The organism is Cupriavidus sp. SS-3, from assembly GCF_035818815.1.
GTDB classification, from domain to species: Bacteria; Pseudomonadota; Gammaproteobacteria; order Burkholderiales; family Burkholderiaceae; genus Cupriavidus; species Cupriavidus taiwanensis_C.
Genome location: NZ_JAYLVT010000019.1, coordinates 43,562 through 58,416 on the forward strand (window position 1 = coordinate 43,562; position 14,855 = coordinate 58,416).

Annotated in this window: 13 protein-coding genes; 3 read left to right on the forward strand and 10 right to left on the reverse strand. The window is 66.2% G+C overall.

What is annotated here, in order from left to right; translation table 11 throughout:
• Nucleotides 1–41: 41 nt before the first annotated feature.
• The 6 genes from U9J39_RS23755 to U9J39_RS23780 form a co-directional block, all read right to left on the reverse strand.
• Nucleotides 42–1,253, reverse strand: a complete 1,212-nt coding sequence (locus U9J39_RS23755) for a molybdopterin molybdotransferase MoeA (RefSeq protein WP_115713685.1) — start codon at nucleotides 1,251–1,253, stop codon at nucleotides 42–44.
• Complete coding sequence (gene fdhD, locus U9J39_RS23760) at nucleotides 1,247–2,092, reverse strand: formate dehydrogenase accessory sulfurtransferase FdhD (protein ID WP_116314130.1); 846 nt, start codon at nucleotides 2,090–2,092, stop codon at nucleotides 1,247–1,249. Before fdhD ends, U9J39_RS23755 begins: the two co-directional genes overlap by 7 nt.
• Before the next feature lie 126 nt (nucleotides 2,093–2,218).
• Nucleotides 2,219–4,546, reverse strand: coding sequence for an FdhF/YdeP family oxidoreductase (locus U9J39_RS23765; RefSeq protein WP_326348246.1), 2,328 nt, complete (start codon nucleotides 4,544–4,546; stop codon nucleotides 2,219–2,221).
• Nucleotides 4,547–4,737: 191 nt separating this feature from the next.
• On the reverse strand, nucleotides 4,738–5,418 hold the full coding sequence (locus U9J39_RS23770) for a carboxymuconolactone decarboxylase family protein (RefSeq protein ID WP_326348247.1): 681 nt from the start codon (nucleotides 5,416–5,418) through the stop codon (nucleotides 4,738–4,740).
• 100 nt (nucleotides 5,419–5,518) lie between these two features.
• On the reverse strand, nucleotides 5,519–6,019 hold the full coding sequence (locus U9J39_RS23775) for a (R)-mandelonitrile lyase (protein WP_115713689.1): 501 nt from the start codon (nucleotides 6,017–6,019) through the stop codon (nucleotides 5,519–5,521).
• 77 nt (nucleotides 6,020–6,096) lie between these two features.
• A complete protein-coding gene (locus tag U9J39_RS23780) occupies nucleotides 6,097–6,450 on the reverse strand; it encodes a cyclophilin-like fold protein (RefSeq protein ID WP_326348248.1) in 354 nt (117 codons plus the stop codon).
• Nucleotides 6,451–6,979: 529 nt separating this feature from the next.
• Here U9J39_RS23780 and U9J39_RS23785 point away from each other — a divergent pair.
• Nucleotides 6,980–7,927, forward strand: a complete 948-nt coding sequence (locus tag U9J39_RS23785) for a lactate/malate family dehydrogenase (protein WP_326348249.1) — start codon at nucleotides 6,980–6,982, stop codon at nucleotides 7,925–7,927.
• Nucleotides 7,928–7,983: 56 nt separating this feature from the next.
• Nucleotides 7,984–9,462, forward strand: a complete 1,479-nt coding sequence (locus U9J39_RS23790) for a DASS family sodium-coupled anion symporter (RefSeq protein ID WP_326348250.1) — start codon at nucleotides 7,984–7,986, stop codon at nucleotides 9,460–9,462.
• Between the two features lie 72 nt (nucleotides 9,463–9,534).
• Here the strand turns inward: U9J39_RS23790 and U9J39_RS23795 are convergent, their stop codons facing one another.
• On the reverse strand, nucleotides 9,535–11,076 hold the full coding sequence (locus U9J39_RS23795; protein WP_326348251.1) for a transglycosylase SLT domain-containing protein: 1,542 nt from the start codon (nucleotides 11,074–11,076) through the stop codon (nucleotides 9,535–9,537).
• Between the two features lie 165 nt (nucleotides 11,077–11,241).
• On the opposite strand from U9J39_RS23795, the gene U9J39_RS23800 reads away from it, so the two are divergent.
• Nucleotides 11,242–11,793 (forward strand): GNAT family N-acetyltransferase, encoded by a 552-nt coding sequence (locus tag U9J39_RS23800; protein ID WP_326348252.1) that lies wholly within the window; start codon nucleotides 11,242–11,244, stop codon nucleotides 11,791–11,793.
• Between the two features lie 30 nt (nucleotides 11,794–11,823).
• Here the strand turns inward: U9J39_RS23800 and fabI are convergent, their stop codons facing one another.
• The 3 genes from fabI to U9J39_RS23815 form a co-directional block, all read right to left on the reverse strand.
• Complete coding sequence (gene fabI / locus U9J39_RS23805) at nucleotides 11,824–12,606, reverse strand: enoyl-ACP reductase FabI (RefSeq protein WP_326348253.1); 783 nt, start codon at nucleotides 12,604–12,606, stop codon at nucleotides 11,824–11,826.
• A 77-nt stretch (nucleotides 12,607–12,683) separates the two neighbouring features.
• On the reverse strand, nucleotides 12,684–13,874 hold the full coding sequence (locus tag U9J39_RS23810) for an acetate/propionate family kinase (protein WP_326348254.1): 1,191 nt from the start codon (nucleotides 13,872–13,874) through the stop codon (nucleotides 12,684–12,686).
• 4 nt (nucleotides 13,875–13,878) lie between these two features.
• Nucleotides 13,879–14,817 carry a phosphate acetyltransferase gene (locus U9J39_RS23815; RefSeq protein WP_115713697.1) on the reverse strand — a complete coding sequence of 313 codons (939 nt, stop codon included), beginning with the start codon at nucleotides 14,815–14,817 and terminating at the stop codon, nucleotides 13,879–13,881.
• Nucleotides 14,818–14,855: the final 38 nt, after the last annotated feature.

The following is a 14,855-nucleotide window of genomic DNA, read 5'->3' on the forward strand; positions in this document are numbered from 1 at the left end:
GGCCCCGGCCCGCTGCCTGCGCCGGCCACGCGCCGCCGGCATCAGCTGAGCCAACGCTGGAGATCATAGTACGGCAGCGGCACGTTTTGCAGGGATCCGGCGCATTGGGGTTCCACCCGCACGAAGCCGCACGCCTGGCCGAGCGCGGATACGGACGCCGCGCCCTGCTGTGCATTGACCTGCACGAAGCTGTCGCGCCCCCCGAAATTGCCGATCTCGCCCACGCGCCAGAAGGCATCGCCGCGGTGCGGTCGCGTTCCGGCCAATGCCGCCCTGACCCGGCCGACTGGCGGAAATAGCTCCGACCGTCCTTGCAGGCGGCGCAGCAAGGGCGTCACCAGCAGCGCGAAGGTGGCATAGGCGGCAGCGGGATTACCCGGCAGGCACACCACGGGCTTGCCGCGCAGGCGCCCCACCGTGACCGGCTTGCCGGGCTTCATGTTGACGCCCCGGCAAAGCAGTTCGCCACCGGCGGAAGCCAGCGCCGCCGCCACCAGGTCGCGCTGCCCGACCGAGGCCCCGCCGGTGACCAGCACCAGGTCGGCGGCGCCGGCCAGCTCGCGCAGCATGTCGTGCAGCGCGCGCTCGTCGTCGCGCACATGGCGGTGGCAGCTGACCACCGCACCCATCGCCTGCACCAGCGATTCCAGCATGGGGCCGTTGACGTCATGCACCTGGTACACGTCGCTCGGCTCGTCGTGCACGGCGACCTCGTCGCCGGAAGTCAGGATCGCCACCTCGACCAGCCGGCAGACTTCGGCCTCGGCCACGCCCTGGGATGCCAGCGCGGCAATATGGCCGGCATGCAGCAAGGTGCCTGCCGACAGCAGCTGGTCCCCCCGGCGCGCATCCTCGCCCTGGCGGCGGATATGCTGGCCGGGCAGCGGCGGGCGCGCGCACACCATACCCTGGTAAGTCTCGTCGGCATCCTCCAGCGCGACCACGGCGTCGGCGCCGGGCGGGATCACGCCGCCGGTGTAGATGCGGATGGCATGGCCGGGCAGCAGCGGCTGCGGCCGGGTGCCGGCATAGACCACCTGCTGCAGCGGCAGGCAGGCATCGGCGCGGCAGTCCGCGCAGCGCACCGCATAGCCATCCATGGCGCTGCGGTCGGCCGCCGGCGTATCGATCACCGCGGCCACGTCGCGGGCCAGCACGCGGCCGGTCAGCAGGCCCAGCCACACGGTCTCGGTCTCGCGCACCGGCTGCGCGCACATTGCGAAGACGGCCTGGGCCTCGTCGAAGTTCAGCATGCCGCGTCTCCGCGCGTGCCTTGCATAGACGCACTGGTGTAGTCGACGTAACCGTCCTGCCGGCAGAAGCTGAGCAGGCGCACACCGGCCTGCTCGGCGATGCGGATGGCCAGCGCGGTCGGTGCCGAGATCGTCGCCAGCATCTGGATGTTCATGCGCGCGACCTTGCGCACCAGTTCATAGCTGGCGCGGCTGGACAGCAGCACGAAACCGTCCGCCATGTCCACGCGCTGGATCGCCAGGTGGCCGATCAGCTTGTCCAGGCCATTGTGGCGGCCGACATCCTCGAACACATGGAGGATCTCGCCGCCGGCATCGCACCAGGCCGCGGCATGGACGCCACCGGTGGCCTGCATCAGCCGCTGGCGCGACGGCAGCGCGGCGACGGCGCGCTCGATCATGGCGCGCGACGGCGCGATCCGGGCGGCCGGCTCGGGCATGCGCGCCGGCTCCAGGTCCAGCAGCGCGATGCTTTCGAGACCGCACACGCCGCAGCCGGTGCGTCCGGCCAGCGCGCGCCGGCGCGCGCGCATGGTGGCGAAGGCGTGTTCGCTGATCTCCATCTGCACTTCGGCGCCGTGCGCATGCATGCGCACCTCGAGATCGTGGATCTCGGCGTTGCGTGCGACGATGCCCTCGGTCAGCGAGAAGCCGACCGCGAAGGCCTCGAGGTCCAGCGGCGTGCACATCATCACCGCATGCGAGATGCCGTTGTACACCAGCGCCACCGGCAGCTCCTCGGCGACGTTGTCGGTGGCCGGCTGGGTCTCGCAGCGCTTGTGCCGCACGATGTCACGCGTTTCAAAGCCGGTGTGTCCGGCCAGTTCGGTGGATTCCATTGGGGTGTCTTGAAGAAAACTGATGCAGCGCTTGCGGTAGCTCCACCCCTCTCCCGCGCTGCGGGAGAGGGGTGCGTTCACCAGGGGCGTCGGTCGCTTGATGAGTGGTCTTGCGCGGGCGCGGGATCAGCTCGGCGCGGTTTGCTGGTGCCGTGAGGGTGTCAGCAGCACCGGCACCGACTTGGACGTGGGCGTGCCGCAGCCATCGCCTGTGCTCTCCAGCGGCACCAGGGGATTGGTCTCGGGGTAGTACGCCCCGACGCACCCTTGCGGGATGTCGTATTCGACCAGCACGAAGTCCTCGACCCGGCGTTGTACGCCGTCGTCCCAGACGCTGGTGATGTCGACGTGTTGCCCCGCCTCCAGGCCCAGCCGCGCCAGGTCCGCGGCGTTGATGAAGACCACCCGGCGCAGGCCGAACACCCCGCGGTAGCGGTCGTCCAGGCCATAGATCGTGGTGTTGTACTGGTCGTGCGAGCGCGTGGTCATCATCACCATCAGCCGGTCGCCATACTGCTGGCGCGCACGGTTGATGGGGGTGTCCTTGTCGATGCGGTTGACCAGGAACTGCGCCTTGCCCGATGGCGTATGCCAGACCCGGTGGCACGCCGGCGGGGTCAGGTGGAAGCCGCCCGGCACCGCCACGCGCTCGTTATAGCTGTCGAAGCCGTCGATCACCTGCTCGATGGCATCGCGGATGCGGGCGTAGTCCTGCGCATACCAGAGCCAGTCGATCGTCTCCGAGCCCAGCGTGGCCGCCGCCATGCGCGCGACGATGGCGATCTCCGACAACAGGTGCGGCGATGCCGGCGCGTTCATGCCGAAGGAGATATGGACCATGCAGACCGAGTCCTCGACCGTCACGCCCTGCGCCACGCCGTCCTGCTGGTCGATCTCGGTGCGGCCCAGCGTCGGCAGGATCAGGGCTTCCTTGCCGTGCACCAGGTGGCTGCGGTTGAGCTTGGTGGCAATGTGCACGGTCAGGTCGCACTGGCGCAGCGCCGCGAAGGTGCGCGGCGTATCCGGCGTGGCGGTGGAGAAGTTGCCGCCCAGCCCGACAAAGACCTTGACCTTGCCCGCCAGCATCGCCGAGATGGTGTGCACCACGTCATAGCCATGCTGGCGCGGCGGCTCGAAGCCGAAGGCGGCCTGCAGGCGATCGAGGAATTCCGGCTCGGGCTTCTCCTCGATCCCCACCGTGCGGTCGCCCTGCACGTTGGAATGCCCGCGCACCGGCAGCAGCCCGGCTCCCGGGCGGCCGATATTGCCGCGCATCATCATCAGGTTGGACAGGATCTGCACCGTCGGCACCGAATGCTTGTGTTGCGTCAGCCCCATGCCCCAGCAGGCGATCACGCGCTTGCCGCGCGCATAGACCTGCGTGAGCGCGTCGATATCCTGCTGCGGCACGCCCGACTCGGCAACGATGTCGGCCCAGCTTTCGGCACGCAGGTCATCGACAAAGTCGCTGAAACCGACGGTGTGCTCGCGCACGAAGTCCACGTCGATCAGGCGCTCGCGGCCGTGACGGATGGCCTCGTCGTCCAACTCGAGCAGGCGCTTGGCCATGCCCTTGATCAGCGCAAAGTCGCCGCCCAGCCGGGGCTGCACGAACATCGACGCGATCTTGGTGCTGGACCCGGTCAGCATCTCCACCGGGTGCTGCGGGCTGGTGAAGCGCTCCACGCCGCGCTCGCGCAGCGGATTGATCGACACGATGGTGGCGCCGCGCCGGGCGCATTCGCGCAGTTCGCCCAGCATGCGCGGATGGTTGGTGGCCGCGTTGTGGCCGAACAGCAGGATAGTGTCGGCATGCTCGAAGTCATCCAGCACCACGGTGGCCTTGCCCACGCCGATGGTCTGCGGCAGGCCACGGCTAGTGGCCTCGTGGCACATATTGGAGCAGTCGGGAAAGTTGTTGGTGCCATAGGCGCGCACGAACAGCTGGTACAGGAACGCGGCCTCGTTGCTGGCGCGGCCCGAGGTATAGAACGCGGCCTGGTTCGGATCCGGCAACGCGCGCAGGTGGCGCGCGATCAGCGCAAAGGCCTCGTCCCAGGCGATCGGCCGGTACTTGTCGGTCTGCGCATCGTAGGCCATCGGCTGCGTCAGGCGCCCGTGCTGCTCCAGCTCATAGTCCGTCTGCGCCATCAGCGACGTCACCGTGTGCTGCGCGAAAAACTCCGGGGTCACGCGCATGCTGGTCGACTCGGCCGCCACCGCCTTGACGCCGTTTTCGCAGAACTCGAAGGTCGAGGCATGCTGCCGGTCCGGCCAGGCACAGCCGGGGCAGTCGAAGCCGTCGGCCTGGTTCTGCTTGAACAGCATCTTGTAGTTGCCGCCGGCCACCTTCTCCTTGATCAGGTTGATGGCAACGTACTTCAGCGCGCCCCAGCCGGCGGCGGGATGGGTATAGGGGGCGATGTGGCCTGTTTCAGGCTTGGGGGTGCTCATTGGCTTGGTGTCCTGTAACGGGGCGCCGCCCGGCCCGTCCTGTCTTGCGGAGCCAGGACGGCCGGAGCGTTGCGGTGACACCAGAGTAGATTTCCGGCGGCCTGGCCGGTGTGTACAAAGCGGAGGGCGGGCAGGGAGTACAGTTTTGTGGTGTGCCCCGAAGCGGCCGCGACGCAGCCGCGGCAACCGTTCTACTTCGCGCCAGGGGCAGTGGCCAGATGCCGCGCCAGGGCTCCGCCGGCCCTTCGGGCGCTGTCGGCATCCACGCGTTCGGCAAGTACGCGGGTAAGCTGCCGCAGTTGAGCGGCCGTGAGGCCGACGTTCAGGCTGATACGCATATGCGCCTGCAGCTGCGACTCGGCGCCGGGCAGCGCCGACAGCATGCCGAGCGTGGCCAGTTCGCGGCTTTGCCAGTCGAGGTTGTCGCGCTCGAAGATATCGCCGAACAAGTGGGTCTTCAGGTAGTCATCGATGGCCGGGGCGAAGTCAAACAACGCGCCCTTGACCGGCGCGCCGGACAAGCGGGTCTGGTTGGCCGTTCCCGCGGCCAGCAGCGCGTCGCCCTGCGGCGGGGGGCGGCTGGGCAAGGTGCCGGCTGCGTCCTGGATGCCGCGCTGCCTGCGCCCTTCCACCACCTTCATCAGTTCGGCCAGCGCATTGAGGCTGCGCGGAAAGCCGGCGTACGCGTATAGCTGGACCAGGACTTCCTTCACCTCATTGACCGTCAGGCCGGCATCCAGCCCCTGGTTCAAGGCACCGTTCAGCCTGGCGATGTCGCCCGCTGCACCCAGCGCGCCGATCGGCACGATGGCCTGCTGGCGCGCGGTCAGGGTTTCAGCTGGGCTAGGTGCGGCTGCTGGCGTGCTGGTCATGTTGCGGGACTCCTCCGCTGCCGGGGCAGCACGGCTCGCGGCGACAAGGCCGCAGCCGATAACCAGTGCGATCACGCCGGCCCGCAAACCCCGGCGCAGCCTAGCGGGCGTTGTATTGCGCATCGGTGACCTTCTCCATCCATGTGACGTTCTTTCCTTCCACGGTGCCGGTGACGGCCAGGTGGGTCATCGCGGTGGAGGGCGCAGCGCCGTGCCAGTGCTTGACACCGGGGGGACACCAGACTACATCGCCGGGACGGATCTCCTGCACCGGCTTGCCCCATTCCTGCGTGAGTCCCACGCCCGATATCACCACCAGTCGCTGCCCGGCCGGGTGCGTGTGCCAGGCCGAGCGCGCGCCGGGCTCGAACGTCACCAGCCCGCCGGAGGCGTTGATATGCGGGTCGGCCGGCCAGACCGGATCGATCCGAGCCCGGCCGGTAAAGTAGTCGGCGGGACCGGCCATCGACGGCTGGCTGCCGGCGCGTGCGATCTGCTGGGCGGGTGCGCCCGGCGGCGAACTTGCCTGCGGACCTGCTGCGCAGGCGACTGCGCATGGCAGCGCGGTGGCACACAGGGCCAGGGTCTTGAGGTCGTGCATGAGCCTCCTTGATGGATTAAAACCGGGGCGGTGGCCAATGACACGGGCCACACGGCCTCTACGTCGCGCGGCACGCGTCAGGGTTCAACCCGCTCGATCCGTACCTGGTATGGCCCCGGCTGTGCCAGGATGGGCAAGCCTTCGTTCACCTTGCCAAGCGGCAGCAGGCTGCGCGCATAGGACCGGCCCTGGATGAAAATCGCCAGGTTGCCCCACGGTGCGTAATGGGTCAGCTCGCCGGCCACGGGAGCCATGCCATCAGGCGCGCCCTGCGTGGACAGCTTGCGCGGCAGGCCGGCGACGCGTTCGATGGTGGCGTAGTCCTCCATCGTCAGCGATAGCGGCAGCAATGCGGCGAAATCGCGCGCGGTAGCGTTGTCGTACAGCGTGGCGGTGGCGCTCTGGCCGTTGACGGTCAGGCGAATCTTCATGAGGGTCTGGTTCGAACTGGACTGCGGCAACCAGGCCATGGCCTGGGTCGGCAAGCAAGCTGCCAGGGCAAGCAGCGCACTGGCGAGCAGCCGCGGCGCCCGGCGCTGCAAAGGGGTCCAGGGAGCAAATCGACGCGTTGTCATCCGCTGCATCTTCGCGGATTCATGCCGGACTGAGTAGCAAATGGATGCTTAAAGGCTTTATAAGCCGGGCTAATCAATGGCCGCGCGCCGACTGGCTGATACGCGGGACGAATCAGAGCTCCCGTGAGTGCGCGGACCGGCTGTGAGGTGGGGTTGAAAATGGTGCATGGTTGCCCTAGTGTTCATACGGCGAATTCGACAGCTACGCCTCCCTTGCGTCTGGCGCAACCAGCAAGACTTAACATCGAGCGGCATATCCGTCCATCCCGGCCATACCATGTCAATGCAATTTAGGGGCATTCGCGCGCCGTGGCATCTTCACCACTGAAAGGCGTGGATGCCGATAAGTCGGGCCGTTGAATACATGTCCCAACGGAGGCATGCGATGCGTCAGCCCAAGATTGTCATTGTTGGGGCGGGCCTGGTGGGCGGCTCAGCGGCACTATTTACGGCTCTGGCCATTCCAAGCGCAGAGATCGTCGTCATCGACCTCGCGCGAGTCCGGGCGGAAGGACAGGTGCTCGACCTGGCCCATGCCGCGGCGTTCTGGGGGCACAATCGCTTCCACGCTGGTGAATACGAAGACGCCCGCGACGCAGATATCATCGCGATAACGGCCGGCGTCGGTGTGAAACCGGGCCAGACACGCCTGGACCTGGCCAAGACGAATGCGGAAGTCGCGCTCGAAATTGTCGATCGGGTGGCCGGGCTCGCACCCAATGCAATTTACGTCATTGCCGCCAACCCCTGCGACGTTCTTGCCGCTGTCGTATTTGACCGCCTCGGTTGCGCGCGGGCGCGTGTCATTAGTACTGGCACCTCGCTCGATACGGGGCGACTGCGCTCGCTGCTCTCCGAGCGCCTGGGCGTCGTCGCACCGGCGATTCATGCGTACGTCCTGGGCGAACACGGCGAGTCCGCACTGATCGCCTGGTCCGGGGCGACGGTTTCCGGGATGCCCCTCGACGCATTCCTGACCAAGACCGGCAAGGAGCTCGGGCCTGCCAGCCGCGATCTGATCCTGCGTTCCGTCCACGAAGCAGCCAAGCTGATCAAGGAAGGAAAAGGTGCCACCCACTATGGCATCGCCAGTGCGATCGGCCGCATCTGCGAGGCTCTCGTGCACAACACCGACCTGATCATCACGGTCGGTATTGTGCATGCCGAAATCGAAGGAATTTCCGAGGTATGTCTGTCGCTGCCGCTGGTGCTCAATAGCACCGGCGCCCAACTGCTGGCCTACCCGGACCTTGACGCCATTGAGCGTACGTCCCTGCAACGCAGCGCAAGCATCGTCAAAGCGGCAACCGACAGCGTCCGGGCAGCCCTGTAGATGCATGGCTTCAGGCTGGAAACTCGTCAAAATACAATGCCATCAGGAGGCAAATCATGGCTCTGTCTCATGCCAAGAAAACGCCGCCGTCGAGTACTCCCGCGACGAAGCCAACGCTTCCCGCCAGTCAACTTGGCAAGACCTGGAAATTCCTGGTCCCGCTTGGCATCGGCATTATTTTGTGGTTCCTTCCGCCGCCGGCCGGGCTAGAGCTAAAAGCGTGGCACATGTTTGCAGTATTCGTTGCCACCATTGCCGGCATCATGACAGCACCGCTGCCGATGGCGGCAGTCGCCATCATTGGCGCAACCGCAGGCGTGCTGGTTGGGGTCGTGTCTTTTGCAGACGTGACCAGATCCACGGGTACCGATTTGGTCTGGCTCGTGCTGCTCGCCTTCTTCATTTCCCGCGGCGTAATCAAGACCGGTCTGGGGCGTCGGATCGCGTTGCTCTTCATGCGACTATTGGGCAAGCGGACAGTGGGCTTGGGTTACGGACTGGCCATGACCGAACTGCTGATTTCGCCCGCCATGCCAAGCATCACCGCCCGCGCCGGCGGAGTCATGCTGCCGATTACCCGTGCGATCGCAGAAGTGCTTGGCAGCCATGCCGGCGATCCCGAATCCCGGGGCAAGGTAGGAAGCTATCTGATCCTTTGTGCCTTCCACGCGAATATCATTACGGCGGGGATGTTCGTCACCGCGATGGCAGGTAATCCGCTTTCCGTCAAGCTGGCCGCAGACCAGGGGGTCTCGATCAGCTGGCTTGAGTGGGCGGTGGCTGCGTCCGTCCCCGGGTTGCTATGCCTGGCGATCATTCCCCTGGCCATGCTGTGGATTGCCCCGCCGGAGATCCGGAAAACGCCCGATGCGACGGCGCTGGCGCAGAGAGAGCTTGCTGCGATGGGGAGCATCTCCTCCAAGGAGATCATCATGGGCACGATCTTCATCGGCTTGCTGGTCCTCTGGATTTTTGGCGAGTACCTGAAGATCAGTGCGACGCTCGCCGCTGCCATCGGTGTCTCGCTGCTTTTCATCACCGGTGTGCTGACCTGGCAGGACGCCCTCGACGAGAAGTCAGCGTGGGACACCATGATCTGGATTGGCTTGCTTATCATGCTTGCGTCCAAGCTCAACGAATACGGCATGGTCAAGTGGTTCGGCAAGGAATTCGGCGCCTATCTCGAGGGCTTCCCAAGGCTGGCTGTCTATATGCTGGTGGCGGCAATCTACTGCTACATACACTACTTTTTCGCCAGCGCCACGGCACATATCAGCGCTCTGTTTCCACTGTCGATGGCACTGATGGTTGCCGCTGGCATCCCTCCCTTCACCGCAGCCGTGGCCCTTGGCATTCTGAGCAACATCAACGGTTGTCTGACGCAATACGGCATCGGTTCCGGTCCCGTAATGTTTGGCGCTGGCCATGTTTCGCAAGGAGATTGGTGGAAGGCCGGGTTCTTCATGAGCCTGATCTACATGGTCATCTGGCTGGTCGTGGGTCCGCTTTGGTGGAAGTTGCTCGGGCATGTCTGAGGCGCAGCCCTCTTGCCAGCAACGGTCCCGCAGGTAGTTGCCAGGAGGCCCTCTATGGTTTGGCTGCCGCCGCTATTTCTGCACCTGCCTGATCGCGCGCTCGCGCGACGCCTGCATGTCCTGCATCAGCCGGTACGCCGCGTAGTACTTGAAGATATTGCGCACATAGGTGGTGGTCTCGATGCCGATCTTCTCCGCCACCACGATCTCGACGTTGTTGAACCACTTGTCGGGATCCAGTCCGCGCGCCGCCGCTTCCTTGCGCATCTTGGCGATATTGCCCGGCCCGGCGTTATAGCTGGCGAAGGCGAACAGCGGCCGGTCCGCTTCCGAGAAATGCGCGTCGGGAAAGTACTTCGTCATCAGCCGGTCCATGTACTTGGCGCCGGCGTGGACGTTGGCCTCGGCCATCCGGATATTGCCGACATTCAGTTCCTTGCCGGTGGCCGGCATGATCTGCATGATGCCGACCGCGCCCACATGGCTGCGCGCCTCCTGGTTCAGCTGTGATTCCTGGAAACCCTGCGCGGCCAGCATCAGCGGGTCGAAGCCATAGTCCTTGCCGTACTTCTCGAAAAAGGCGATGGTCTGCTGGAAGCGCTTGTACTCGGCATCGTCGGTATTGTTCTTGATCTGCTTGATGCGCAGCATGGTCTGCTTTAGCCGGTACTCCGCTCCGCCCTGCTTCTTGACGACATTGAGGTAGAAGTCCTCGATTGCCTGCCGCAGCTGCGGGCTGTTCTTGCGGTAGGCCCAGCCGGTATAGCTACCATCGCGCACGGCCAGGTCATCGCGCACCTTGACGTTCGGCAGGATCTGCGCCCACGTCGCAGCCTTCCAGTCATCGACCACCAGGATCTGCAGCACGCCCGCGTTGAGCATCTCGAGCGCGTCTTCGTCCTCGAGCGCGTCGGGCAGCATGACCAGCTTGACCGGCGCCTTGCCGGCGCGGCGCAGGCCGTCGTTCAGCACGGTCAGGCTTTCGAAATAGCTGCTGGCGCGACGGACATGCACGGTCTTTCCGGCAAGATCGTCGAGGCGCTGCAACGGCGGCGCCTTTGGCCCCGTGACCACCAGCTCGCGCACCGGCTTGCGGTCGCGCGGCGCGGTGAAGTCCACCTGCCTGAGCCTGCTTTCGGTCTCGGTGAGGTTGCCGGCGGCGATATCGCCAAGCCCCGCCATCAGGTCGGGCAGCAGCCGGTCGCGCGTGGTCGGGATGATGACGATGGTCAGCGGGCGCTTGCCGAGCTGGTCGGCGTATTTCTTGTTCAGGTAACGCTCGAAGTCACGCACCAGCTCGGCGGTCAGTCCGCGCTCGCGGCCCTTGTCGCTGAAGTAAAGCGTGCGGCTGTACGGCACCAGCACGCGAATGACGCGGCTCTTGAGCATCACGTCGAAGTCGCCGGTACGGGGCTTGTTGGCAAGGTTCAGGCCGCGCGGCGTGGCGGGAGTGGCCTGGCCGGTCGCGGCGGTGGCGGCAGGGGACGACGCTGGCGGATTTGGCGATGGCGGAGCTTGCTGGGCTGCGGCAGCGGGTCCGCAAAGGCTGAGCGCGCCCATCAGGCCGTACAGAAGAAGGCCTGCCAGCCAACGGGAAGGGCGGACAGCGGACATGGCGGGATCGCAAGCCGTGCAAGCAAGCGCGCGGGTTGCTCATATGGAGTCTAGGCATGAAATGGGGAGTTGCAAGCGTGTGCCGGCACCGGCATTGCGCATCAACTACTATGAACTGGATCTGCCCAGGTTATTCCCTGCTCACCTCATCTATCTTCACTGCCCATGCAAGAGCGCGATCCGGCAACCGTATTTGCACCATTCAACGTCACCGTGCGCGACGGTCGCGAGCTCCTGGTGCGGGAGATCGGCGAACGTGACAAGGCCGGCCTGCTGGCCGCGTTCAACCAGCTGTCCGCCGATGCGCGGTATACCCGCTTCATGGCGGCCATGCGGCAACTGCCGGAGGCAATGCTCGAGCAGGCGACGCATCCGTCGCCGGAGCGCGAGTTTGCCCTGGTGGCGATCGCCACGGAGAACGACGCGCCCGCCATCGTCGGCGGCGCCCGCTATGCTGCCGCACCGGGCAGCGACGCTTGCGAGTTCGCCGTGACGGTCAGTGACGACTGGCATGGGCTGGGCCTCGCCAGCCAGTTGCTGCGGGTACTGATCGATGTTGCCAGGCGCCGCGGCTATCGGCGCATGGACGGCTATGTGCTGTCGTCGAATACCGCCATGCGACGCCTGGCGAAGCGCCTGGGATTTGCCGACACACCGTGCCCCGACGACGCCACGCTACGTGTCGTCACGCTGGCGTTGCAGGCCAGCGGGCAATAACTGGCGCGGGCGCCCGGTCACACCCGGCGCTCAGGCCATGATGTTGACGCCCCCATCGACATACAGGGTTTCACCCGACAGCCGCCGGGCGTACGGCGTGGCCAGGAACGCGCAGGTGTAGCCCACGTCCATGATGTCGACCAGTTCGCCGAGCGGCGCGCGCTGCACCGCGTCGGCGAGCATCAGGTCGAAATCCTTCAGGCCCGATGCGGCGCGGGTCTGGAGCGGCCCGGGCGAGATCGCATGCACGCGGATACCCTGCGGGCCAAGTTCGTACGCCAGGTAGCGCGACACCGCTTCGAGCGCCGCTTTCACGGGTCCCATGACGTTATAGTTCGGCACCACCTTGTTGGCGCCGTGATAGCTCATGGTGAACATCGTGCCGCCATCGCGCATCAGCGGCGCCGCCAGGCGGGCCATGCGTATGAAAGAGTGACAGGAAACGTCCATGGCCCGGGCGAAGCCTTCCGCCGAACAATTGAGCAGGCCGCCCTGCAGGTCGTCCTTCGGGGCCCAGGCCACCGAATGCAACAGGATATCGAGCTTTCCCCACTGGTCCCGGATCCGCGTGAACAGCGCATCCATTTCCGCCTCGCTGGTCACATCCAGCGGAAGGAAGATCGGGGCGGAAAGTTCCTCTGCCACCGGCTCGACATATTGACGGGCTTTTTCGCCGGCATAGGTGATGGCAACTTCCGCGCCCAGTTCGTGGAAGGCCCTGGCGCAACCGTAGGCAATGGAATGCGTGTTCGCAATCCCGCAGACGAGTGCCCTGGTATTGGCGAGAATCGGCTGTCTGTTCTCGGGTGTCATGTCGCGTCCCCTGAAGGTTCATTGCTGACGCGGCGCCCATCGCGCCCCGTCGGTCCACTGCTCTGCCGGTTCGGCGGTCATGGCGCGGGCGTCGCGATGATCTCCCGGGTATGCCTGGCGATCATCAACTCCTCGTCGGTCGGGATGACCCAGACGGGTACCTTGCCCGATACCTCGCTGATCCGCGGCCCGTTACGCGCATTGGCCGCGGCATCGATGCTTACGCCCAGCCATGCCGCCTGCCGGCACACGCGCTCGCGAACCGGTGCCGCATGCTCGCCGATGCCCGCGGTAAATACCAGCGCGTCCAGTCCTTGCGCGGCCGCGGCGAGCGAGCCAAGCTCGCGCGCGATGCGGTACGTGTACACCTCGACCGCAAAGCGGGCACGCGCGTCGTCGCTGGCAAGCAGTGCGCGCATATCGCTCGACACGCCGGACATGCCGAGCAACCCCGACCTGCGGTAGATCAGGTCCTCGATGGCCCCGGCATCCATGCCGAGCTCGCCGATCAGGTACAGGATCACGCCCGGATCCATGCTGCCGCAGCGCGTTCCCATGGGCAGCCCGTCCACGGCGGTGAAGCCCATGGTGCTGGCCACGCTGCGCCCCGCCACCAGTGCGCACATGCTGCTGCCATTGCCGAGATGGGCGACGACGGTGCGGCCCGCGGCCGCGGCGGCGTCGATGCGCGGCAGGACGCTGGCAATGTACTCGTAGGACAATCCATGGAAGCCATAGCGCCTGACGCCGCGTCCGGTAATCTCCACCGGCAGCGCGAACGCCTGCGCCGCTTCGGGCTGCGCGCGGTGGAAGGCGGTGTCGAAACACGCCACTTGCGGCAAGGCCGGACGCCGCTGCGCGAGAATGCGGATGGCTTTGAGATTGTGCGGCTGGTGCAACGGCGCGAGCGGGCAAAGCGTGTCGAGCTCCGCCAGCAGCGCATCGGTCACCCTTGCCGGCTGCGTGAAGCGCACGCCGCCGTGCACCACCCGGTGCCCCACCGCGGCGAGCGTATGCCCTTCCCCATGGCCGCGCAGGAAATCCGCCAGGTAGGCGATAGCGCCTTCGTGCCCGAGCTGGGTGCCGGCATCCCACTGCCTGGCTTCGACTTCGGCGCCGGCCGCATCGGCCGCGCGAAACGCCGGAGCGGTGTAAAGCCCTTCGATGCTGCCGCGCAGTACCAGCCTCAGTGCGTTGTCATGGACATCGTAGGCGCGGTACTTGAGGCTTGACGAGCCTGCGTTCAGGACCAGGATGATCTCTGCCATGACGTCACCCCGCCACCTGGGTGGACTCTCGCCGCGCCTTGGCGACCAGGGCAGCCACCGCGCACGACGCCAGCCGCGTCGTCACCGTGTCGGCACGGCTGGTCAGGATGATGGGCACGCGCGCGCCCAGCACGATGCCGGCGGCATCCGCGCCGGCAAGGAACGTCAGGCTCTTGGCGAGCATGTTGCCGGCGTCCAGGTCGGGCACCAGCAAGACGTTGGCGCGCCCGGCCACCGGCGAATCGATCTTCTTGATGCGTGCCGCATCCAGGTTGATGGCATTGTCCAGCGCGAGCGGGCCGTCGACCACCGCGCCGGTGATCTGGTGGCGGTCGACCATCTTGCACAGCGCGGCGGCTTCGATGGTGGATGGCACCTTGGGATTGATGGTCTCCATGGCCGACAGGATCGCCACGCGGACTTCCTTCAGTTGCAGGGCGTGGGCCAGGTCGATCGCGTTCTGGAGGATATCGGCCTTTTCGGACAGGGTCGGGGCGATATTGACGGCGGCGTCGGTCACGATCAACGCGTCCTCGTGCCCGGGCACGTCCATCACGAAGCAGTGGCTGATGCGCCGGGCGGTGCGCAGGCCGCTGTCGGCCCCGACCACCGCCCCCATCAGCTCGTCGGTGTGCAGGCTGCCCTTCATGATGGCCTCGGCCTTGCCTTCGCGCACCAGTTGCACCGCGGCCGCAGCCGCCGCGTGGCTGTGCGGCGCATCGACGATCGGGTACGCGCCGAGGTCGATGCCGCTGGCACGCGCGGCGTCCTCGATGCGGCTGCGCGGCCCGACCAGGATCGGCGCGATCAGGCCCATGCGGGCCGCCTCGGCTGCGCCTTCCAGCGACGCGTGATCGCATGGATGCGCCACCGCGGTCGGGGTGGGCGGGATGGTCTTGCAATAGTCGATCAGCCGCTGGTACTTCTCATGTCTGGCGTTCACGGCATGCTCCTGCTCTGGTTTCAGCGTGGTCGGCGGGC

Excerpts from the sequence above, each read along its gene's own strand:
- fdhD (WP_116314130.1), bottom strand. The coding sequence starts at position 2,092 with ATGGAATCCACCGAACTGGCCGGACACACCGGCTTTGAAACGCGTGAC.
- U9J39_RS23780 (WP_326348248.1), bottom strand. The coding sequence starts at position 6,450 with ATGAAGATTCGCCTGACCGTCAACGGCCAGAGCGCCACCGCCACGCTG.
- U9J39_RS23810 (WP_326348254.1), bottom strand. The coding sequence starts at position 13,874 with ATGGCAGAGATCATCCTGGTCCTGAACGCAGGCTCGTCAAGCCTCAAG.
- U9J39_RS23770 (WP_326348247.1), bottom strand. The coding sequence starts at position 5,418 with ATGACCAGCACGCCAGCAGCCGCACCTAGCCCAGCTGAAACCCTGACC.
- U9J39_RS23785 (WP_326348249.1), top strand. The coding sequence starts at position 6,980 with ATGCGTCAGCCCAAGATTGTCATTGTTGGGGCGGGCCTGGTGGGCGGC.
- U9J39_RS23765 (WP_326348246.1), bottom strand. The coding sequence starts at position 4,546 with ATGAGCACCCCCAAGCCTGAAACAGGCCACATCGCCCCCTATACCCAT.
- U9J39_RS23795 (WP_326348251.1), bottom strand. The coding sequence starts at position 11,076 with ATGTCCGCTGTCCGCCCTTCCCGTTGGCTGGCAGGCCTTCTTCTGTAC.
- U9J39_RS23800 (WP_326348252.1), top strand. The coding sequence starts at position 11,242 with ATGCAAGAGCGCGATCCGGCAACCGTATTTGCACCATTCAACGTCACC.
- U9J39_RS23775 (WP_115713689.1), bottom strand. The coding sequence starts at position 6,019 with ATGCACGACCTCAAGACCCTGGCCCTGTGTGCCACCGCGCTGCCATGC.
- fabI (WP_326348253.1), bottom strand. The coding sequence starts at position 12,606 with ATGACACCCGAGAACAGACAGCCGATTCTCGCCAATACCAGGGCACTC.
- U9J39_RS23790 (WP_326348250.1), top strand. The coding sequence starts at position 7,984 with ATGGCTCTGTCTCATGCCAAGAAAACGCCGCCGTCGAGTACTCCCGCG.
- U9J39_RS23755 (WP_115713685.1), bottom strand. The coding sequence starts at position 1,253 with ATGCTGAACTTCGACGAGGCCCAGGCCGTCTTCGCAATGTGCGCGCAG.